Annotated in this window: 20 protein-coding genes; 2 read left to right on the plus strand and 18 right to left on the minus strand. The window is 61.2% G+C overall.

The annotated features are described in order from the left end of the window. The 8 genes from J6497_RS07020 to J6497_RS07055 form a co-directional block, all read right to left on the minus strand. On the minus strand, window positions 1-1195 hold a 1195-nt coding region (locus J6497_RS07020; protein ID WP_225703530.1), incomplete at its 3' end, for a two-partner secretion domain-containing protein. Between the two features lie 244 nt (window positions 1196-1439). Continuing rightward, window positions 1440-2459 (minus strand): FecR family protein, encoded by a 1020-nt coding sequence (locus J6497_RS07025; protein WP_225703531.1) that lies wholly within the window; start codon window positions 2457-2459, stop codon window positions 1440-1442. 4 nt (window positions 2460-2463) lie between these two features. Further along, the gene (locus J6497_RS07030; RefSeq protein WP_249793428.1) at window positions 2464-2979 is read right to left on the minus strand and encodes an RNA polymerase sigma factor; all 516 of its coding nucleotides are present in this window, start codon (window positions 2977-2979) and stop codon (window positions 2464-2466) included. Between the two features lie 97 nt (window positions 2980-3076). After that, window positions 3077-3913, minus strand: coding sequence for an STN domain-containing protein (locus J6497_RS07035; RefSeq protein ID WP_225703533.1), 837 nt, complete (start codon window positions 3911-3913; stop codon window positions 3077-3079). A gap of 1662 nt (window positions 3914-5575) precedes the next feature. Next, window positions 5576-5908, minus strand: coding sequence for a non-heme iron oxygenase ferredoxin subunit (locus J6497_RS07040; RefSeq protein ID WP_225703534.1), 333 nt, complete (start codon window positions 5906-5908; stop codon window positions 5576-5578). 8 nt (window positions 5909-5916) lie between these two features. Next, entirely contained in the window at window positions 5917-6447 is a 531-nt protein-coding gene (locus J6497_RS07045) for an aromatic-ring-hydroxylating dioxygenase subunit beta (protein ID WP_225703535.1), read from the minus strand. Next, the gene (locus J6497_RS07050) at window positions 6440-7789 is read right to left on the minus strand and encodes an aromatic ring-hydroxylating oxygenase subunit alpha (protein ID WP_225703536.1); all 1350 of its coding nucleotides are present in this window, start codon (window positions 7787-7789) and stop codon (window positions 6440-6442) included. The genes J6497_RS07045 and J6497_RS07050 overlap by 8 nt, the downstream gene beginning before the upstream one ends. 23 nt (window positions 7790-7812) lie before the next feature. Beyond that, window positions 7813-8787, minus strand: coding sequence for a Bug family tripartite tricarboxylate transporter substrate binding protein (locus tag J6497_RS07055; protein ID WP_225703537.1), 975 nt, complete (start codon window positions 8785-8787; stop codon window positions 7813-7815). A gap of 188 nt (window positions 8788-8975) precedes the next feature. On the opposite strand from J6497_RS07055, the gene J6497_RS07060 reads away from it, so the two are divergent. Further along, a complete protein-coding gene (locus J6497_RS07060; RefSeq protein WP_225703538.1) occupies window positions 8976-9545 on the plus strand; it encodes a MarR family winged helix-turn-helix transcriptional regulator in 570 nt (189 codons plus the stop codon). Between the two features lie 116 nt (window positions 9546-9661). Continuing rightward, window positions 9662-10348 carry a TetR/AcrR family transcriptional regulator gene (locus tag J6497_RS07065; protein ID WP_225703539.1) on the plus strand — a complete coding sequence of 229 codons (687 nt, stop codon included), beginning with the start codon at window positions 9662-9664 and terminating at the stop codon, window positions 10346-10348. A gap of 21 nt (window positions 10349-10369) precedes the next feature. On the opposite strand, the gene J6497_RS07070 is transcribed toward J6497_RS07065, so the two are convergent. From J6497_RS07070 to J6497_RS07115, 10 genes are read right to left on the minus strand one after another with little or no spacing between them, the layout of a single operon-like run. Then, a complete protein-coding gene (locus J6497_RS07070; RefSeq protein WP_225703540.1) occupies window positions 10370-10894 on the minus strand; it encodes an SCO family protein in 525 nt (174 codons plus the stop codon). Next, a complete protein-coding gene (locus J6497_RS07075; RefSeq protein WP_225703541.1) occupies window positions 10887-12503 on the minus strand; it encodes a linalool dehydratase/isomerase domain-containing protein in 1617 nt (538 codons plus the stop codon). The genes J6497_RS07070 and J6497_RS07075 overlap by 8 nt, the downstream gene beginning before the upstream one ends. 36 nt (window positions 12504-12539) lie before the next feature. Further along, a complete protein-coding gene (locus J6497_RS07080) occupies window positions 12540-13295 on the minus strand; it encodes an ABC transporter ATP-binding protein (protein WP_225703542.1) in 756 nt (251 codons plus the stop codon). After that, window positions 13292-14053, minus strand: a complete 762-nt coding sequence (locus J6497_RS07085) for an ABC transporter ATP-binding protein (protein ID WP_225703543.1) — start codon at window positions 14051-14053, stop codon at window positions 13292-13294. Before J6497_RS07085 ends, J6497_RS07080 begins: the two co-directional genes overlap by 4 nt. Next, a complete protein-coding gene (locus tag J6497_RS07090) occupies window positions 14050-14988 on the minus strand; it encodes a branched-chain amino acid ABC transporter permease (RefSeq protein WP_225703544.1) in 939 nt (312 codons plus the stop codon). Before J6497_RS07090 ends, J6497_RS07085 begins: the two co-directional genes overlap by 4 nt. Beyond that, window positions 14985-15857, minus strand: a complete 873-nt coding sequence (locus tag J6497_RS07095) for a branched-chain amino acid ABC transporter permease (RefSeq protein WP_225703748.1) — start codon at window positions 15855-15857, stop codon at window positions 14985-14987. The genes J6497_RS07090 and J6497_RS07095 overlap by 4 nt, the downstream gene beginning before the upstream one ends. A gap of 52 nt (window positions 15858-15909) precedes the next feature. After that, window positions 15910-17061 (minus strand): ABC transporter substrate-binding protein, encoded by a 1152-nt coding sequence (locus J6497_RS07100; RefSeq protein ID WP_225703545.1) that lies wholly within the window; start codon window positions 17059-17061, stop codon window positions 15910-15912. A gap of 39 nt (window positions 17062-17100) precedes the next feature. Continuing rightward, window positions 17101-18048, minus strand: coding sequence for a zinc-dependent alcohol dehydrogenase (locus J6497_RS07105; protein WP_225703546.1), 948 nt, complete (start codon window positions 18046-18048; stop codon window positions 17101-17103). Beyond that, entirely contained in the window at window positions 18045-18851 is an 807-nt protein-coding gene (locus J6497_RS07110) for an SDR family NAD(P)-dependent oxidoreductase (protein ID WP_225703547.1), read from the minus strand. Before J6497_RS07110 ends, J6497_RS07105 begins: the two co-directional genes overlap by 4 nt. Window positions 18852-18853: 2 nt before the next feature. Then, window positions 18854-20572: a thiamine pyrophosphate-binding protein gene (locus J6497_RS07115; RefSeq protein ID WP_225703548.1), complete on the minus strand. Its 1719-nt coding sequence runs from the start codon at window positions 20570-20572 to the stop codon at window positions 18854-18856. Window positions 20573-20601 lie beyond the last annotated feature (29 nt).

Genomic DNA, 20601 nt, shown 5'->3' on the forward strand with positions numbered 1-20601 from the left:
CCGAGGTCGAGGCGATCAGCGCGCCGTTCTGTTCGATCGTGCGGCCCGCCAGCGTGATGTCGCCCTGCGCGCTGGAAACCATGCCGTCATTGCGGACCAGTCCCGCGAGACTCCCGGCACGAAACACTGGCGCGATCTCGTTGCCGCGGGTGGTCGATGCGACGTTCTGGTCGGTGCCATAGCCGCGCCGCAGCACGAAGTCATCGCCTGCGGCAAACTGGGCCTGGCCGTTGGGCGTCGTGATCGCGCCGGCATTGACGACCTGCCCGCCCATCAGCAGCACGAACCCGCCGCCGGATGTGACGGACGCCGGCGCATGGGTCTGGATCTGGGCGCCCGCTTCCACGCTGACGACACCACCCCCGGAACCATTGCCGAGCAGCGCGGCCGCATCGGTGAAGCTTGGCGTCCAGGTCGAGCCGGTCTGGGTCGAATAGATGCCGCGCAGGAATTGGTCGTTCGAGATCTTCGCGGTCGAGGCGATCAGCGCGCCGACATTGACCTGGCTGCCGCCGCCAAAGATGATGCCGTTCGGATTGATCAGATAGACCTGCCCGTCCGCGTTGATCGCGCCCAGGATCTGGCTCGGCGCCCCGCTCGCCGTGATCCGGTTCAGCGCCACCCAGTCGGCATTGCCCTGCTGGTTGAAGTTGACCGTGGTCTGCGCGCCGACGTTGAAGGTCTGCCAGTTCAGGATCGCCTGCGGCGCGGTCTGCTGGATGCCGACCACCGTCTGTCCGCCGCCGGCAGCCTCCGTCGGCGCATTGGCCCCGCTCCAGCCCGCCGCCATGTCCGGCATCAGGCCGCCCGGCCTAAGCCCGTTCGGAATATTGAGGTTCAACCGCGCGGAATGCGGCACACCCTGCGCCGCCGCACGCGCCGCATCCTGCAAGCTCCGCATCGCCTGCAACGCCTGCGTCGCGCGAGTGAGCGATTGCTGCGCCTGCCGCGCCGCCTGCGCCGCCTGCTGCGCATTCGCGACCGCATCGTTGACCGCCGTCAGCGGCGCACTCACCGAGTTGCCGCCGAGCGGACGCGCAGCGGCTCCCTCGATACCTCCCAGCGCAAGCGCCAACATGCTGGTTCCGGTCAACAGCGCCTTGCGCACGACGCGGCGCGACGTGACCAGCGGAGGGAGTTGCGGGTCCGGCAAAGAGATGCGGCGCGGGCGGCTGCCATTGCGATGAACCTGCATTCTAGCTCCCCTTTCGCAAGACGTGCGCCGTTGCTGCGAGCGCGCAGCTCTGACCTTCGGCTAGCGACATGCAATTGACCCCGATGTCGCGGCTGCGACGATCTTGAGCTCGAAGAGCAAGCCGGACCGCGACGGCCGAACAGCTCCCTATTCGTTGACGACTGGGCAGGCCGCCATCAGAACCGGGGCGGAGAAATTTTTCGAACCGGGGTGAAATTTCCTGAGGCGGCTCTGGAAGGAGAGATCATCCCACCAGAACGAGACCACCCGGCAACTGCCTGACAGCAACCGCAAAGGCCTGCTGAAGATAAACGAGCACGTTTTCGAGCCGATTCAGCTGAAAGCTCGCGTCGATCAGGCGCTCTCCGAGATGGCGGTTGACGAGAACGATCCGCCCGGACCGATAGCGGTTGACTTCGGAAATGACATCCGACAAGGGTGCCTTGCGAAACACGAGCCGCCCTTCCTGCCAGGCAATGGCCGTTACGGGATCGACACGTTCCGTCGCGCCGATGCCGAAGCGGTCGTAGATGACTTTCTGGTTCGGCTCGAGAACGACAGCCTGCTCCTCACGTTCGACCTTGACGCGGCCATCCAGGCAAATCACCGCCACGCGATCGCCGGCGTCGTGACGCACGTCGAACTTTGCGCGGGCGGCCACGATACGTCCTCCGCCTGCAACGACGGTGCAGGATTTGTCCGCTTTCGGCGCGGCTGCGATGATCGCCTCGCCTCTGATCAGTTCGATCCCCGCCTCGCTCCCAGCGGCCAGCGCCAAGCTGCTCCGCGTATTGAGGTCGACCGAGACGCCTTCGGCGACGTCGAGTCGGCGCCGCTCACCGGGCGCGGTGCGAACGTCCGCTCTCAGTTCGGCCAATGAAGGCCAGAGCCCTAGCGGGGGATGGATGGCGACGTAGGCTGCGCATGCGGCTGATGCCGCGACGGCACCTGTCAGGAACGCCCGCCGCGCGAGAACCGGCGTTGAAGTTGCCGCAGGACGCGCAATATGCGGCCGTTCCGCCTGCGCGGCGACTTCGCCAAGCCTGTCCCAGACCCGTGCCGCCCTGGCATAGGCCCTGGCGTGCGACGGATCCTGTCGGCACCATGCCTTCAACGCCTCCGCGTCAGCCTGCGTCGCGGTCCCGGATGACAGCAGCGACAGCCAGGCCATGGCTTCCCGCTGCAGCCGCTCTGGATTGGCCGGCTGCGATTGTCGGTTGTTGTCTGGCGGATTCTCCACGTTTCCCATGACGCCTTGTGACATGCCTCTATTCACTAGACGATTTGGGAGGATGCGAACCGAACCGCGTAATCAGAGTTCTTTGAAGCTGATCGGCGCAATATTCCAGTGCTCGCCGCAGGTCCTTGTCGACCATCCGTTCCGAGATGCCAAAGCGCTTGGCGAGCTCGGCATGAGGTGTTCCATCGACGCGCACGCCGATCAGGATCGCGCGCTGGCGCGGTGTGAGCGCGTCAAAGGCGCGAACGAGCGCGGCGAATTCGGCGCGAGCCTCCATGTCCTGTTCAGCATCGATGGCCGCGTCGGCATAGTGGTATAACGCGTCGACTTCGGAATAACTCAAGCGACGATCTTCGGACCGGCGCTTGTCATGGGCAATGTTCAAGGCCACACGGACGATATAGTCATGTGGCCGCAAAAATAGCGTTCCGTCTCTCCCGTCCAGCCGCAGATAGGCCTCGTGCAACGCCTCGCTTGCGAGTTCCTCCGAACCTAGACGACGCACGAGGCGACGCCTAAGCTCGGCGTAACCGGCGACCAGCAACTGCCGGAGCGAAGAACGGGATGAGTTTGTCATTCGAAGCAGTCAGATGCAGCCGGACGTCTGGATTGCAGAGCCCCCATCGTCGGATCAGTTCGCCTCATTCTCTTGCCGCACCTTGCGACTGGCAATCTCTTGTATGTTCAGGCGACCTCGGCAATATGACAAAGGTCACCGGTTGCTCGAGACCGGGTGGCGGAGCTTCTCCCACCGCGACGCGGCCGATCCGTGCCGCGAGGTTCGATGCAGCCTGGTCCTCGGCATCCGCCCCGAGAACGCGAGCGTTCACGATATCACCGGCGGGCCCGATCCAGATCGCGATCGCGGCGCGGTATTGCCCGGGAGCTGTCTCAGGCGATCTACACAAGGCACGCTTCAGCGCGACCTGAAGCGCCGCGAAGAAGCGATTGCGAGCCGGATCGGCAGACCATACCGGCATCTGGCCGATTGGCGGCTCCTGAGCCGCGGGAGCAACCAGCGTATAGCCCTGATCGGCCGCACGACGGATGTACAGCCCGGTCGGCCGCAGCAACGCACGCAATGCCTCTTCGAAGGTGTACACGCCCTGCACGGGCGCCGATTTCTGGCCGGCCGCCAGGGCGTGATCGATAAACACTTCAACGCCGGTTATGGCCGCATAAGACATCAATGCGTCTTCGAGCGGCTGAGAGGGTATATCGAATTGCGCCGAATCGGCAGTCACCCCGACCTCACGTGCGAAGCGCTCTTCGGCGGCATGCACGGCGCTCAACGCGGGAAACAACATCCATGCTGCGATAACTGCAGGACGAACATTCGAGCTCGCAAACTTATCGCCTAACCATTGCAGCATCTGTTGTTCGTCACGCCGAACCAGTCGTCGGAAAAATCGGAAATCATAGGCAACTAGACGGCAAATATTACGATTTAACGACGCGTTGCACGTGAGCTTCTTCAACGCCCCGGATATTCGCCAAGCTCGAGGCTCAAATCCTCGCATTCCCTCGGCGCGTTGATTCCACTGATGTTTCTCGAAGATGAAGCGCGAAGTCCGCCTTGCCTCTGAAAGGGTCTGCCTATGGAGGAAGAGGGAAGGTCACTGGCCGGTTTTGAAATACCCTTGTGACCCTAAGATCCGCCCAGCACAGTTGCGCGATGCGCTCGCAGCGCTGCGAGTTGTTGAGCGTAGGGTCGAGAAAGATGAGTGGCGCTCCCTAGGGAAGCGAAACAAAACAATGAATTCAGTGCCTTACGGAATTATTTGGGCAGGAAGTGTCTGATTGTTTTTCAAGGCGTTTCAGAATTGCGACCCAAACTTGAACAAGGAGAAAGTTCGCCCCTTACAGGAGCCGTCGAAATGACCGTTGCTCGAGAACAGCGACTCACACGCGATCTTTCCTGATGTTGCTTGAGAACCTTGCTTGTGGACCGTCGGGGTTCGAGTCGCTGGTCTGCTACATCGCTAAACCCACTATTTCGGAAGCCCTATTTTGCTACCGGCGAGCAGCGTAACTCGGCATTTCATATTTTGATAATCCGCCATACACCGCCGTTCGTGCGCGATTCATCGTTTCGTAAAGTGGCCCGCAGGTAGGTTCATATCCCGGACCTGCAACCATCTCAAATTGCTGTTTCAGGCGGTAGCCTGCCCCATGAGCTTTGCCCTCCGAAGGCGAAGGCCACACGTTCGAATCGTGTCGGATGCGCCAATATCATTGGCGCGCGGTGTCGATTGTCTAAAAATACGAAGTATCGCGGACCCATCAAGCATCGCTGCCTCCATCTGGCAATCAGCATCGGCGGAGTAACCTCCCCAGCTGACCAAGCGCCGGCGGCAATATCCTAACGAGTAAGGGGCGAGGGCAACTGCGTAGAAACCTGCTCCAGCCAGAACAACCTCGCGCATAACAAAACCGAGGTGTATTCTTGGATCAGGTTCGATTACAACAAGGAGGACGCGGGATCGACGCACCGCCAAAAGAGGTACTAATGGCACCGCGCTATTGACCACGGCAGCGACCTGCGGAGGTTTGCCTTCACTCGATGGTGAACGTTCCTAGTCAATGCGAAGAAACGCATCGGCCGGTGTGTTTCAGTTTTTGTCGCTACGAACCTTGCTGGCGCGATGTCCGGGGTCGGAGCCGAGGGTGAGGAACGGGCGTCCATCCCTTGCCAGATTCAACGACTCTATGCAGATCTGCAGCGGATGATCCTGGATCGTCAGGATGCTGTGGCCTCCCCGACCCGGACAATGCGCATGCTCGGGCCGGGACGGCGCGGAGAGCGGGAAATCGCCCGCCTTTCCATTCAATCTCTTGGCCGTCGACGATGCTGCGCCCGAAACCCTTGAAGTGATAATTTGTGGCGAGCTGTGCTCGTGGCCGCGGTGCGATTAGCCACTGGGCTTAAAGGCCCGGCACTCTCGCCGAGATCCTGAAGCGGGTACTCCGACGGAATCTCAAGTACAATCCTGCCTGCATAGCGATCCGAAGAAAAATCGTCGCCGAGTGCCGATTTACCTTGGCGGCCGTCAAGCGCTAAACGGCGAGGACTTGCATGACGCGATAGCAACACCTCCGACTGCCGTCGGCAACGGCTGGGGCCGGTAGCCAGCCGGCGCCTATTCTGGGATCAGCACTTCGACGTGGTCACCAACAACCCTGGTCCGGAAGATTTCGAGGTCTACTTCGGCCGGGCTGGTCAGCACTTTGCCCGTTCGGACATCGAAACGCGCGTTGTGCAGCGGACACTCGATCTCGCAGCCGTCCATGAAGCCGTCGGTCAGCAATGCTGAAGCATGGGTGCAGATATTCGACGTCGCGTAGTAGCTACCGTCGACCAGGTAAATCGCAATTTCATGCGGCCCCAGGCTGCATGCAGCTGGCTCGTCGACCTTGACGTCCGTAACCGCCACCGCGGCCTGCCATGTACCATCCGCCCGATCGTCGGTCATATCGCCCCCTAGATACTGTAGAAATCGACGACCGTTGGAATGCAGTCATTCATGATGACGATCTTCTTGCGCGCGATCCGATAGCTATCGGCGTTGCGCACCAGGCGATGCTCGTAGGTTCCGAAGTGCAGATGTTGCCGCCGTGTTCGCGGATCGAACACATGAGTGGTCCAGGACGACCGTGCATCGACACTGAGTTCGTCGCGCTCCGTCAGCACGATGTTCGAGATCACATGCAGGGTGCGTGGCAGCGGCAGCGCGGTGATCGATTTACGTGACTGGATACGCCCGATCCGCTCGCGCAGTTGCGCCCGGGAGGTGTGATAGATATAGGACACCTGGGTGTCGGGATCGGCCACCAGCTCATATTCATCGAGCCATGATGGCACCCAATAGTGGGCATCATCCAGATAGAGATCGGCCCAAGTCTCCCAGGTCTTGTCGTCCAGGTGCTGCGCTTCGACGAACAGCAGCCTTTCCACATCCGCCAAACAGTGCGACGCGGTCGACGGACGATCGGGTGATCCACGATCAAGCATCTGCCGCCTCCATCGCGCCACCCTCCAGCAGCCGCCGCCATTCCCGGTAACCGGGGTGAAAGTTGGTTTCGCCGCCAAATCCGGACCCGCCGAACGCGTCATCGATCGGCGCGATGCCGAGCTCACGCGCATGATCGCCGCGCGTGCCCTGCCCCCGGTCGAGGCCCCGCAAATGCCCCAACGTGTGGCCGGCCCGCGCCGCATAGCCGGTCTGGCAGAATTCGTACATGACGTTGTCGTCGGAGGTGGCAAGACCGCTGGGATTGAAGAAATCCTCATAGGCCCGAATCCGGAACCTGCGCGCCTCCGCACTCTCTCCGACCGGCGCCAGGCAGTGCGACGTCATCTCGGTCTTGTCCACTGCCAGCGGCCGCCAGGTGCGCAGCTGCGCCGAGCTGATATCGATGATCTGCAGATTGGGAAAGATCGTCAGGTTGCGCTGGCGCAACATCCATTTCAACCTGATGTCGCCGACGCGCGACCTCACCTCGGCGAGCCCGGCCGGATCGGACGCCAGCGCGCGGCCGTAGCGCACCTGCTTCTTGATCGACCAGTTGACGGCGTGACCGTTCCTGAAATTGAAGCTGCCCTGGCCTTCGACCTCGTCCGCCAGCTCGGTCGTAAATCCGGTGGCATCGCCGGACCTGGCGCGCTGCGCCAGAATGTCGACGTAAGAGCTGTGTGTGGAGTTGAAGTGATAGTAATCGAGACCGTTCTCGAACTGCAGTTTCCAGTTGGCATCGAAGGTGTAGGTTATATCGCCCGGAACGAATTCGAGCTGTCCGACCGGGCTCTGGTCGGCGACCAGATCGATGAAGGTGCGGGCATCGTCGAGGTAGTCGTACAGCGACGGCACATCGGCCGATAGGCTCGCAAAGATCAGGCCGCGATAGCTCTCCAGCCGGGCAACGGGGAGCAGGTTGCGGTCGGCCTGATCGAAGCCCGCCGGGTACTGACCATCCGCCTTGTCGGTGACGGCGGTGTTTCGGCCGGCACTGTCATAGGCCCAGCCGTGATAGCGGCAGACATGAAACTTCTGCCGGCCACGCTTGAACGGACAGACCATGGTGGCGCGGTGGCGGCAGGTGTTGAGAAAGCAGCCGATCCGGCCCTCGCCGTCGCGCATCAACAGCACCGGCTGGCGGCCGATGAAGGTGGTGATGTAATCGTGCGGGCGTGGAATCTGGGTCTCAAGCCCAACGAACGACCACGTCGCCTCAAAGACGCGCGTCATCTCCAGCTCGAAGACGTCAGGGTCAGTGAACGCGTCGCGGGATACGTGAAAAGCCTTGTCAGACGGCCGGTCGTCGATCAGCCGTTCCCGAGGATGGTGGATGTTCATAGGCCGCTCCTCTCCCGAATCTGTCAGTTCAGGTGAATATTGGCGCTGGAGGCGATCGTCCTCCATTTGCCGATTTCGCCGGCGACGAAGCGATCGAATTCCTCCGGCGTCGAGCCGACCGGCTGCATGCCGAAGGTTTCCGCCTTGGCGGCGAACACCGGTGACTTCACGAACGCGATCAGATCGTCGGACAACCTCTTGACCAACGTATCGGGCGTTTTCGCCGTGACCACCAATCCGAACATCGAGTTTGCCTCGTAGCCCGGATAGGTCTCGCCGATGCAGGCGTATTGCGGCGCGTTCGGAATGCGCGTTGCGTTGGTGACGCCAAGCACCTTGATGGTCTTCTCCTGCACATGCTGTTGCACCGAGTGCCAGACGTCGAACATCAGAGGAACACGGTTGGCCAGCACGTCGGTGAGTGCATTGGCACTGCCGTTGTAGGGTACATGCAGCATCTTGACGTCCGCTACCTTCTGCAAAAGCTCCGCCGCCATGTGCGTCGCAGTGGCGGCGCCCGGTGTGGCATAGGCCAGCGGCTCGGTCTGTGCGCGGGCGGTCCGCACCAAACCTGGAATATCATCGGCCGGGAACGAGGCATTGGCGACGACCACCAAGTGCGCTTCGGCCAGCTGGGTGAGCCCGCGCAGATCGCGGAGCGTATCGAACGGCATCTGGTCGCGCACCGCCGGATTGATGACGTGGGCGGTGATGACGACCCCGATGGTATGGCCGTCGGGCGCCGATTTGGCCACCAGGTCGGTCCCGATCAAGGTGCCGGCGCCGGGCTTGTTCTCGACAATCACCGGCACCGACCATTTCGCCGCCATCGCATCGCTAATGACGCGGGCGACGACATCGGTCGGCCCTCCGGCCGTGAACGGGACGATGATGCGCACGTTGTGCGAGGGAAACTTGTCCTGCGCCAATGCCGTCGCGGCAGGGCGCATGACGGCAAACGCGGACGTTGCGGCGAGAAACCGCCGGCGGTCGATCATGTTGTCCTCCCTCGGACCCTTCGTTGGCCTTGCAGCCTTTTTGATGCTTGCACGACGCGTGCGGGGAAACGCACTTTGCCGGACGCCCGATCGACTATAGTTGTTTTTACACCTATTGCAATGACGGATACGGCGCCAAACCTGGGCGATCCGTGCTTAATGACGGCCGGATTCGCAAAGGGATCGGCATGGCGCAAACCAAGAAGACGGAGATCGCGGGCACCCCGCAGGGGCTGCGCGCCTCGGCATCGCAGGCCATCGACTTCGAACGCTACGTTCCGACAGTGGTGTCGCGGCTGTCGGTAAAGCTGCGGGCATCGGCCAAGATCTTTTTCCAGGAAAGCTACGGCATCACCCTGCTCGACTGGCGCATCATTTCATTTCTGGCCGCGGAGGGGCCGTCCAGCGCGTACGACATCTGGACGCTTGGAAGCCTGGAAAAGGCCGCCGTGAGCCGGGCACTGAGAGGTCTCGTCGATCGCGGCATCATCGTTGTCCGCAACGATCGCAAAAGTGCCCGCCGTCGCTCCGTTGTGTCTCTGACAAAGGCCGGACGCAGACTTCATGATCGGACGTTTGATGAAATCATTGTTCGGCATCAGCGCCTGGTCGGCGACCTGACTCGAGATCAGATCGAGACGTTCATCTGGACGGCGCAGCACCTTGAAGGACGGATCGCCTTAATGGAACGAGAGATCGGCCCGCCATTATCGGACTACGATCCGACCAAGATCGTTAATTCTTTAGATCAGACGTAGCTGGACATCGCACGAAACAACGTGCGTAACCATTCGGTCGACTGAAGACGCTCCAAATCGAATACACGCAAGTCCCAGCACGCCGCGAATGCGAGCCGTATCCCTGCCCGAAAGCCATGAACATGAGACGCGAACGATCGAGCAATCAAGGCACTCCCGCCCTCAAAAGGCGGCCCGCTCCCGGTGCCCGGGCGCGGACCGACGAACAGAAAAAAGATGTCAGGGAAAACCTTATTGCCGTCGGACGGCACTTGTTCGCTGTTGAGGATCCTTCGACAGTCTCTCTGCGCAAGATCGCCGTCAAAACGGGTTATTCGCCTGGGACAATCTACAAGTACTTCAGAGACCAGCACGAGCTATTCATCGCCATACGTGAGCAGGACATGTCTCGCGTCGTGGACAATCTGGAGAAGATGGCCGAACGGGTTGCTGATCCAAAAGAGCGTTTGAGAGGGGTCTTTGTCGCGGCCGTCCGGCACTGGCTAAAATATCCAGAGGAATTTAGAGTTCTGTTCTCAATTCGCCCGGAACAATCCAGCAAGCCCGATCGCCAACCGTTCGGCAAGTCGGCGGTTGTGCTGCGTTCCTACTCGCTATATCGGCGGCTTGTCGACGATCTGTTCGCTACCTATCCCGTCCCACCATGTGCTCCACGGTTGGCAACCGACACCTTAATCGCCGCAACACATGGTATCATCGCTTTTACCTTGCATACACACACGCTCGAATGGTCGAACCCCATCAGGATGTCGGAGCAAGTCCTAGATGCGCTGCTGGTGACTTGGTCTAAATCCGATACGTGATGCGTATTGCCTGTCTTACATTTAGACTAACCGCCTGATGATTTGGTCGACCAGCTCGTCCTCTCCGATCGCATCGGTAAAGTGCGCGACATAGCGGCCATCAGGACCGATCAGATAGGTGAACGCCGTATGAGGCATCTGATATCCGGTCGCATCATCCGGATCAGTAGTGCGCTTGACGAAGACCTTGTATAGCGCTTTGACCTGCTCGATATTCTCGCGTGAGCCGCTCAAGCCAATGAAATGCGGATAATTTTCTTCCAGAAACGCCTTCATGACTTCGGGCGTGTCGCGATCGGGATCGATGGTGACGTAGAGTGGCTGGAGGCGCGAGGACAACGGCCCGAGCCGATCGATGACCTTCGAAAGACGCGCCAGCGCACCCGGGCAGACAACGCGGCAATGAGTGAAGCCGAAAAACAGCAACATGAATTGTTCACGATAGCTGCAATCGGATACGGAACGACCGTGATGATCGATCAGCTCGAAAGAGCCGCCGAGCCGAACTGCCTTTTTGCCGGATGTGCCGCCACAGAAGTCAGACATCATCGAACTCTATAACGAGCATTGTCGGCCTCTCCATTCGCAGGTCCACCGCAATAATCTGGTCGCATGCGAAAACGTGCACCGCGCCCGCGTTCGACAAGGCCCCGTCGCGACAGGCAGCAATCGCCACGCCATCCACGAAAAGCGCCCAGTCTGCCTCAACCCGTACAGGTCCTATTTCCAAGCGAACCTGCAAGGAGCGGCCGTCACGCGGCTGGAGCGTCAGAACCAAGAGCTTGGCTTTCTCGTCGTACACGGCACGCGCTACATCTACTCCACTCGTGGTTCGCTGCAACGCTGGGCTCGCGAAATGCTCGGCGCGCCAAGGCTTATTGTACATCGCCCACAATCCGTCGGGTACGTTGAGCCGGGAGTAGGCCAGCATCGCGTTGCCGGTTAGCCGGTCCATCCGGATGAGGTTGCCTCCCTGATCGTAGGCCTGATCGTTCCGCGGATAGTAGAGCCCGCCTTCGCTCCATGTCGGCGACATATAGCGGTCGGCATGCGCCAGCATGCGACCGAGATCGGTATCGCCCATTTCTGAGAGCAACATCGCGACATACCCGAAATCCGGCATTGGCCAAGGATAGGCGCGATCTTCGATGCCGTCGATCGAGAGACGGTTGACGAGTGCCTCGCGCACCCGCGGCACAACGGAATTCGGGTGGAGCGAGACTAGACCATCGTCGCCGTATTTGAGGACTCCATGCAACTGATCGCGATAAATGCCGTGCACAAAATCGCGGTTCCAGGTGTTCATTATCGCGCCGCCCCACGCCGTCCAGCCGACGCTTTTCGGTGGCACGAAATCATCCTGCTCGACGCGCCACCAACCATGAAACCAGCCCTCGGCCGACAACATGCCTTTCTTGTCCCAAGCGGTACGGTAGCTTCGCGTCGCTTCTTCGGCCACCGATGTACCTTTTCGCAGATCGGCAAAGCGGAAGCCGAGCATCGGAAATTGATTGCAGACGATGAAGACGCAGTTCGGCTCGCAGGCGACGCCAAGCCAGCCGTTCTCCACCATCTGCCAGTAGATCACTTCGTTCAGCGAAGTGCGGGTGTATTCGTATCTTTCCGGGCCCATACCCCAAAAGATCGGATTGTGCAGAAATGTCAGAGCGCCCGGTTGGTCATGAACGTCGTCATTGAAGAGCATGGCGTACATGCCCACCATCGCTGACAGATGCCCGCTGTACATGATGTTTTCGCGCACCACCGGATCGGTCCACCCCTTGCGCAGTTCTTTGATGCCCGGGTTGACGTAGGGACCGGACTGGCTGGTGTCTTTCCAGTAGCTCCAGACCTCGCGTCTGAGCATCTTGCGGATCAGGTTGCCGAAGGTTTCGCGGAATACGGCCGGCGCGGCCGGCAAGCGATGGTAATGCGCGAGGCCTAGAGCGTAGGCCATTTGCGCAAGTTGGTAACGGTAGGAATCGAGCCACTCTTGCCCCGGATCCGGGATACCCATCTTCGACCATTCGCCGTCCGGCTGCGCGGCAAGGTTTTCGATATGGCGTAGATGCCCGATCTGGATGGAATCCAGAATGGGAAACCTCGAGACGTCGACTGCTGCGGGAGTGGTGTCCCCGAGCTCGGATACGGCCATCGCATTTCCTCCTTTGCCTAGAGAACCGGGACGGGATCACATGCCGAGGTAGGCTCGCTTGACGTCTTCGCTCTGCAGGAGCTCGGGGCCCGTGCCTGCCTTGACGATCCGGCCAGTCTCCATCACGTAGCCGAAATCGGCGATCGCGAGAGCCGCGCGGGCATTCTGCTCGACCAACAGGATCGTGATGCCTTGCTGCCGTAACCGATCCACCACGCGCAGGATTTCCGCTGCCAGAAGCGGTGCGAGACCGAGCGAGGGCTCGTCGAGCAGCAGTAGCTTTGGTTCGCCCATCAGTGCACGCGCGATAGCCAACATCTGCTGCTGACCGCCGGATAGCGTTCCGGCCGAAAGCTTCCGCTTCTCTTTCAGCACGGGAAACAGAACATAAGCCTGATCGATGCGCTCGTTCAAATCGGCGCTCTGGCGACGATACGCGCCAAGTCTGATGTTGTCCTCGACCGACATCGGGCCGAATACCTGCCGTCCCTCGGGGGCCTGGCAGATCCCAAGCGCGACCCGTCTGTGGGGAGCCAAACGAGAGATGTCCGTGCCGTCGAAACCGATCGTGCCTTCGCTCTGGCGATGAACTCCCGACAGCACGCGCAAGAGCGTGGTCTTGCCGGCGCCGTTCGCGCCTACCAGCGCGACCAGTTGTCCCTTGGCGACGGCAAAATCAATTCCGTGCAGTGCTTCGATGGGACCGTAGCGCACCTTGAGGCCTTTCACCTCCAGTAGCGCCCTCGCGTCGGGCGCGAGCGGCATAGGGGCAGCTTGTTCGGCCAACCTCATGCGGCGACCCCTAGATAGGCGGCGATCACCTGTGGGTCGGCACGGACGACCTCGGGCGTTCCTTCCGCAAGCTTCTTACCGTAGTCGAGTACAAGGATGCGTGTTGAGACCTGCATCACAAGTTTCATATCGTGCTCGACGAGCAGGACGGTCACGCCGGCCTTGGCAATGTGCTCGATGAGCTTACGGATTTCGTCGGTCTCGCTGTGATTCAGTCCAGCCGCGGGTTCGTCGAGCAGCAGGATCTTCGGTTTCGCCGCTAGGGCGCGTGCGATCTCGAGGCGTTTCAGAGCTCCGTAGGGCATCTGGGATGCCTGCGCGGTCCTGTATTGCGACAGACCGACATAGGCCATCAACGCCGCGGCCTCTTCCCGCAATGCGGCGTCTGCCTTGCGAATATGCGGCAGGTGCAGCAGCCCCGCGAAAAATCCCGAATCTACCCGGGTTTGGCCACCCACCATGACGTTGGAGATGGCATCCATATTCATGCAGACTTGGATGTTCTGAAACGTCCGGCTGAGGCCCAGACGCGCCAACCGGTCGGGCGAAAATCCGGTGACTGTTTCGTCCATCATGGTGATTACGCCGGCGCTCGGTGCGTAGATGCCGGATAACAAGTTTATCAGCGTGGTCTTGCCGGCGCCGTTCGGGCCGATGATGGCGTGAATCGATCCTGCCTCGACCGTGAACGAAAGGTCGTCGACCGCCGCTACGCCCCCGAAGTGCTTCGACAAGCGGCTTACTTCCAGCGCGCTCATGACCGTAGTCTCGTCAGTCGATTGGACAACGTCGGTACCAGGCCGTTTGGCATGAAGATCATGGTTACGATCAGAATGATGCCGAATACGATGGTTTCGCCGTCCTCGAATGTCGAGAGCACTTGAGGCAAGAGGGTGAGCAATGCGGCTCCGACCAGAGAGCCCGGAATGGACGCCATGCCTCCAACGATCACCATCGTCATCAAGATGATGGAGCGCACGAAGCCCGCGGTGTCGGGCGTGGCAAATTCGAGATAATGCGCCTCCAAGCTACCCATGACGCTCGCGACGATCGCCGAGAGTACGAATACCTTCACTTTAACGCCGGCGACATCGACGCCTGCAATGCGGGCGGCGACCTCGGATCCGTGGATGGCCTGTAGCGCCCGGCCCGCCGGCGAGTCGACCAGGTTGCTCGCCGTCCAGACCGCGGCTAGCAGCAGAATCGACAGCAGCGCATACCAGTTGCGGTCCCCGCTCAACGTCCAAGACCCGATTGTGAAAGCGGGCACGGACATGCCGTCCGAGCCGCCGGTGTAGTGCATCTCGTTGTTGAGGGCGATTGCAATGATGATGCCCATACCGAGCGTGGCCATCGCCAGATGGTGACCTTTCAGGGTCAGTATCGGTCGCGCGATCACGAACGCCAGAAGTCCGGTGCCGGCTGCGCCCGCGACGAGTGCGACGAGCGGCGGCCAGTTGAAGTGCGTCGTCAGGACCGCCGAAGCGTAGGTCCCGAGCCCAATGAAGCCCGCGTGTCCGAGGCTGATTTGACCGGTGTAGCCGAATAGCAGGTTGAGTCCGATCACCACGACCGCGTTGATGAGGACACGAACGGCGAGATCGTACGCGAAAGCATTGGGCGACAGCAGAGGAAATGCCGCCAGACCGATGGCCAGCAGCACCAGACCGAGGGTTCGGGGTGCGATCGTCATACTCGGTGCGATGACTTGGCGCCGAACAGGCCGTGCGGAGCTACCACGAACAGAAGGATGATCAGGATGAAGGCGACCGCGTCCTTGTAGGCCGATGAAACATAGGCCGCCGTCATGGCTTCGATGATCCCCAGGACCAGTCCGCCGATCACGGCGCCTAGGGCACTACCCAGCCCGCCGAGCGCTGCGGCAACAAAGCCCTTAAGGCCAAGCATGGTACCAGCGTCGTAGCTCGTGAAGGTGATCGGTGCCAGCAGCACGCCGCCGATGGCTCCGAGCGCCGCCGATAATGCGAAAGAAAACGTCAGGATACCCATGGTGTTGATGCCGACCAGTTGGGCAGCGAGACGATTATGCGAGGTCGCGACCAGCGCCTTGCCGTGCATGGTGGCATTGAAATACCAGAACAGCACGAGCACGATGACGAGCGCCAGCCCCATGATCCAGATCGCTTGGGGGACCAACGCCGCGCCGAGAATGTGCAGGGGGCGCTCGTCCGAAAGACCCGGTAGCGCATGATTTCCCTTGCCGAGACTGATCTGAACCGCGCCGCGGATGACTTGGCCGGCACCGAGAGTAATGATGATCAATGAGGTCATCGACGTGGTCTTGGCCGGCTCGACGGCGAACTTAGCCATGGTCACGCCGACCAGGGTCGTGAAGGCGATGGCCAGTGCGAGAGCGAGCAGCAATGGCACGCCCGCGGCGACGAGCGCCGAGGCGGTCATCGCACCCAGCATGATGAATTCGCCCTGGGCGAAGTTGATCATGCCGCTCGCGCTGTAGACCAGCGTATAGCCGAGCGCGGCCAACGCGTAGGTTGCACCTACCGTAAGTCCTGCAAACAGGAACTGTAGGAATTGCGACAGCATCGTTTCCTCTCACTGCGCGTCCGGTTGACCCGAGCGTCACACGCTGCCCCTATTGGAGCGGAACGAACTTGTTGTTCTTCACCACGTACATCCGCAACGACTCGATTGCCAATCCCTGATGATCTGTCGGTGACATCGTAAACACGCCGTTGAGCCCTGGGAGATTCTTCGTCTCCTCGATCGCTTGCCGCATCTTGGCTTTATCCGTGGTCCCTGCGCGACGGATCGCATCCACCGCGATGACCGCGGCGTCATAGGAGTTGCCGGCGAACGGGGAAGCCGTCTCATGGTACGCATCCCTGTAGCTGTTGTAGAAGTCGTCGATCACCTTTTTCTGCAGATCGTTCGCTGGAACCATATCTGGGACGACGAAGATCGCGGTCGGCGTACGAACCCCTTCGGAGGCCGCGCCCGTCAATTTGAGGAACTCCTGATTGACGACCGCGTGGGGCAGAAATAGCGGAAGCTTGATGTCGAGCCGGGCATAGTTTTTGACGGCCATCGAAGGGCTGGTCCCGGCTCCACAAAAGATCAGAATCGCCTGCACGCCGGGCGCATCCTTGATCGTTGTCAATTGCGGCGTGACGTCGGTGTCTTTTGGACCGTACTTCTCGTCGGCAACGATCGAGATACCGTACTCCGGCGCCGCCTCCATGATCTCCTTGCGCCCCGACTGGCCGAAACCGGCAGTTTCCGATAACAGGCCTATCCTGCTGTATCCCTGTTGCTTCATGTCCTGCAGGATTCGCTTCGCCACTTGGCGATCGGTATGCGGCGTCTTGAATACCCATTTCTTCACGGGAACGACGATCGCCAGGCCGCCGCCGACCGAAATGTAGGGTATCTCGGCCCGCTCCGCCAACGGTATCATCGCCATCGCCGATGGTGTGACCGTTCCCCCGATGATCAGATCGACGTGGTCCGATTCGATCAACCGCTTGGTCATGGTGCTTGCGCGTGCCGGTTCCGACGCATCGTCGTACGATACCAGTTCGATCCTCCGTCCGAGCACACCGCCGGCGTCATTGATCTTCCTGATGTAGAGTTCGACGGCTTTTTGCTCGGGATCGCCGATGAATCCGACCACGCCGGTGGTCGATAGCAGCAAGCCGATCTTGATCGGGTCTTCCGCTGCGGACGCCGGAAGCGGACTTGCGGCAATGACAGCTGCCACCAACAAGCTCTTCGCACCTAGATTCATTTTCAATCTCCCTAGACAACCGACCGGTCTGCGCCGGCTTCAGTTTGCGATGGCAAAGTGTATTTTGATGCGGCCGGGATCGGCATCGCCCGCGACAAGCTCCGAGAAGATCCGCGCGCATTGTTCAAACGGAAACTTCGCGATCCAGCGCGTGTCTAGGCTGACGGCAAGATCGATCGATTCGCGGAACTCGTCGGGCGTGTATGCGAAAGATCCGCGAATGGTTCGCTCGCCGGCGACGACCGGACCTCCTGCGACGGCGAATTCGGGTGCATGCAGGCCGACGAGCACAGCCGTGCCGCCGACCCGCACGTTTTCGACGGCATTGCGTCGCGTTGCCACCGCGCCCACCGTATCGAACACGACCTCGTAGGTTGCGTTTGCCGTTTCCGCGACGCAGTCGGCGCCGCATGCCAGTGCCAGCATCCTGCGCTCGGGTGTGATGTCGGTTACCGTTATATTGCCGATGCCATTTGCCTTGAGGACATGGAGGAGCGACATGCCGATTGGCCCGGCCCCGAGGATGGCTACGTTCTCGCTGGGCATCGGCGACAGCCGCCACGCATGAAGGGCGGTTGCGATCGGTTCGACCATCGCCGCGCGCGTCAGATCGAGATTGTTTGCCTCCGAAAGATTGCGCTTCGGCACCGAGACGCGCTCGGCGAACGCGCCGGGCCTGTGAACCCCGAGAACTTGCCGTTTTTCACACAGATGCGGGTGCCCTTCGCAGCAGGCGCGACACTCGCCACAGGACAGGATGGGATTGGCGACCACGAGCGCGCCGTCCCGTTCACGGCGGCCCACGAATTCATGGCCTATCGTCATGCCTACGGGGATCGGCGGCCGACCATTTCTCACGGCACCGAGATCGGTCCCGCAAATGCCGGCCGCGAGCACAGTTACGATGTCCTCGCCGTCCGAAGTCTGAGGCGCGGACACGTCGGTCCACCGCACCGCCCGATCGCCCGCGTAGACAAGCGCTTTCATGCCGCACCACGCGGTGCGACGGGTGCGGTACGCGACGCTAGGCTCGGATAGCGCCGGTTCAGCGCGCCTCCGTCCACGTAAATCGTGTCGCCGGTGATATAGCTTGCTTCGTCGGACACCAGAAACGCGACCAACGCGGCGACTTCTTCCGGCCGACCTGGCCGGCTAAGCAGAATGTTGTCGATGAATTCGGCGCGAGCATTGGGCATCGCCAGCAGCCGCTTGACCATTGGCGTCTCGGTCAGCCCAGGACCGACGCCAACGACGCGAATATTATGTGCGGCGAACTCCATTGCTGCGACCCGCGTCAGCATCGCAGCCCCGGCCTTGGAAGCGCAATAGGCTGAAAGTCCCTCCCCCGGCTGCTCCGCGTTTGTCGAGATGAAATTGACGATCACCCCGCCGCGCTCCTTCATCCGCAGCGCCTGATGCTTGCAGCAGAGGAACAGCCCGGCGAGATTGATATTTTGGACGCGCTGCCACTGCTCGAGCGATTGATCGAGCAGCGGCACACTGATGCCGATCCCGGCAGCGTTGACACCGATGTCGGTCTTGCCGAAGAACTTCTCCACCGACTCGATTGCCTGGATGATATCCGGCTCGTTGACGACGTCGGCGGCAAGAGCGAGCGAAGGCCCCGGCAGCGTTGCAACTGTAGCCTCAGCAGCGTGGAGATCGCGATCGACGACGGCGATCCGCGCGCCATCGCGGGATAAACGCTGCGCGACCGCCTGGCCCATGCCAGACCCTCCGCCAACCACGATTGCGACTCTGCCGTCGAGACTGCGCTTTAACTCTGGCACGCTCACACCTCCAGCACGTCGGCGTAGGGCACCCGAGCCTTGCCCTCCGGGCTGCGCAAGCTCTCCGCCGCCAACCCCATGAAGCGCTGAGTAATCGGATTCATCACCGGCTTGGTCATGACGTTGACGCAGGCCGGACGGTTCGATTCTAGGGCACGCTTTAGCGCGGGTCCGAGTTCCTCGAAGGACGCGACGTATTCCGCGTGGGCGCCGAACCCGGAGGCTGCGACGTCGTAACGCGTCGCGGCGAGATCGGAGGCGACGCGCTTGCCGGGGCCGTAGATCAGGTCCTGACCATGGGCCGACATGCCCCATTGTTGGTCGTTGTTGACGACCACGACCACTGGAAGATTGTGGCGAACCATCGTATCGAATTCGGCGAAGTTGAAGCCGATGGCGCCGTCGCCGGAGAAGCAGATTACGCGCTTGTCTGGATGCGCGGTCTGCGCCCCGACAGCGAGCGGCAGGCCCTCACCCATGATCCCCATATAGCCGTGACCGAGCCAGCGATCCGGCTTGAGGCTTGCGGCGAAGCCATCGAACCATGCCGGTGTTTCGCCGCCGTCAAGCACCAAGATCGCGTCGGCCGGCACCGACGACGCCAGCGTCGAAGCAACCAGCCCCGGCGTCAGTCCATCGGCCGCGCTTGGCGCCGGTGGTTTCGGCGCATCGTCGCCGCGAAGACCGCTGACCCAGGCGCTGCGATCCGACCAAGGACCATTTCCCGCCTGTGCGATCAATGCCGCCAGCATTTCGCGGCAATCGGACACCACGCCGAGTTCAACATCGCGGACCCGGCCGATTTCCTCGGCAGATATATCGACCTGAATGATCTTCGCGTCCCTCGGGATGACCGACTTCCGCCGTCCCCCGGTATAGAGCCCGAGCCGCGCACCGAGCAGCAACACCACGTCCGGCGCGCCCGCACCGCGGCCGACGGCTGAGCCCAGCGCACCGAACCCGCGCGCCCATAGCGGATGATCGGTCGGCAGCGAGCCGCGCGATTTGTTGTTGGTCATCACGGGAATACCGGACAGTTCGGCAAAGCGGTTCAGAAGGTCGGAGCCGGCGGAATAAGCCACTCCGCCTCCAGCAAGAATGACCGGGCGCTGCGCTCCGCGGAGAAGTTCGAGCGCAGCCGTAACAGCCGAAGGCGCCGGCGCTGGCGGCAACACGCGCATCGCGCTGGGATAGACGATATCGCCCTCTTCGAGGAGCGCGTAGAGCACGTCGCTTGGAAGATCGAGGTAGACCGGGCCGGGTCGCCCCTCTCTGGCAATGTGAAACGCTCGTCCGACGAGATCCGGTAGACGCTCGACATGGCTCACGCGATGTGCCCATTTGGTAATGCCGCCCATCACCGAGAGCTGGTCATACCCGCTATTGACTGGCAATGCATCGTAGTCCCGCAGCGGTGGCCCGCCGCCGATGAATACGCTGCCGATACAATCGGCATAGGCATTTGCGATCGCCGTAACCACGTTGGTGACCCCGCCACCGGCTGTGACTATGGCGACGCCGACTTTGCCGGTCGTGCGCGCGTAGCCGGTCGCGGCGATGCCCGCGGCCTGCTCGTGCCGGTGATCGATGATACGAAATCCTTCGGCGACGGCCGCCTGATAGATGCAGTCAAGATGACCGCCGTGTAGCGTGAAGATCGTGTCGACGCCAAACCGCTTCAGCGTCGCGACCAGCGCCTGGCCACCGTCGATGCGAGCCACAATAAGCCTCCCTGCCGCTTGTTGGACGA

The organism is Bradyrhizobium cenepequi (genome assembly GCF_020329485.1).
Taxonomy (GTDB): Bacteria; Pseudomonadota; Alphaproteobacteria; order Rhizobiales; family Xanthobacteraceae; genus Bradyrhizobium; species Bradyrhizobium cenepequi.

Excerpts from the sequence above, each read along its gene's own strand:
- J6497_RS07025 (WP_225703531.1), bottom strand. The coding sequence starts at position 2,459 with ATGTCACAAGGCGTCATGGGAAACGTGGAGAATCCGCCAGACAACAAC.
- J6497_RS07040 (WP_225703534.1), bottom strand. The coding sequence starts at position 5,908 with ATGACCGACGATCGGGCGGATGGTACATGGCAGGCCGCGGTGGCGGTT.
- J6497_RS07045 (WP_225703535.1), bottom strand. The coding sequence starts at position 6,447 with ATGCTTGATCGTGGATCACCCGATCGTCCGTCGACCGCGTCGCACTGT.
- J6497_RS07050 (WP_225703536.1), bottom strand. The coding sequence starts at position 7,789 with ATGAACATCCACCATCCTCGGGAACGGCTGATCGACGACCGGCCGTCT.
- J6497_RS07055 (WP_225703537.1), bottom strand. The coding sequence starts at position 8,787 with ATGATCGACCGCCGGCGGTTTCTCGCCGCAACGTCCGCGTTTGCCGTC.
- J6497_RS07060 (WP_225703538.1), top strand. The coding sequence starts at position 8,976 with ATGGCGCAAACCAAGAAGACGGAGATCGCGGGCACCCCGCAGGGGCTG.
- J6497_RS07065 (WP_225703539.1), top strand. The coding sequence starts at position 9,662 with ATGAACATGAGACGCGAACGATCGAGCAATCAAGGCACTCCCGCCCTC.
- J6497_RS07070 (WP_225703540.1), bottom strand. The coding sequence starts at position 10,894 with ATGTCTGACTTCTGTGGCGGCACATCCGGCAAAAAGGCAGTTCGGCTC.
- J6497_RS07075 (WP_225703541.1), bottom strand. The coding sequence starts at position 12,503 with ATGGCCGTATCCGAGCTCGGGGACACCACTCCCGCAGCAGTCGACGTC.
- J6497_RS07080 (WP_225703542.1), bottom strand. The coding sequence starts at position 13,295 with ATGAGGTTGGCCGAACAAGCTGCCCCTATGCCGCTCGCGCCCGACGCG.
- J6497_RS07085 (WP_225703543.1), bottom strand. The coding sequence starts at position 14,053 with ATGAGCGCGCTGGAAGTAAGCCGCTTGTCGAAGCACTTCGGGGGCGTA.
- J6497_RS07090 (WP_225703544.1), bottom strand. The coding sequence starts at position 14,988 with ATGACGATCGCACCCCGAACCCTCGGTCTGGTGCTGCTGGCCATCGGT.
- J6497_RS07100 (WP_225703545.1), bottom strand. The coding sequence starts at position 17,061 with ATGAATCTAGGTGCGAAGAGCTTGTTGGTGGCAGCTGTCATTGCCGCA.
- J6497_RS07105 (WP_225703546.1), bottom strand. The coding sequence starts at position 18,048 with ATGAAAGCGCTTGTCTACGCGGGCGATCGGGCGGTGCGGTGGACCGAC.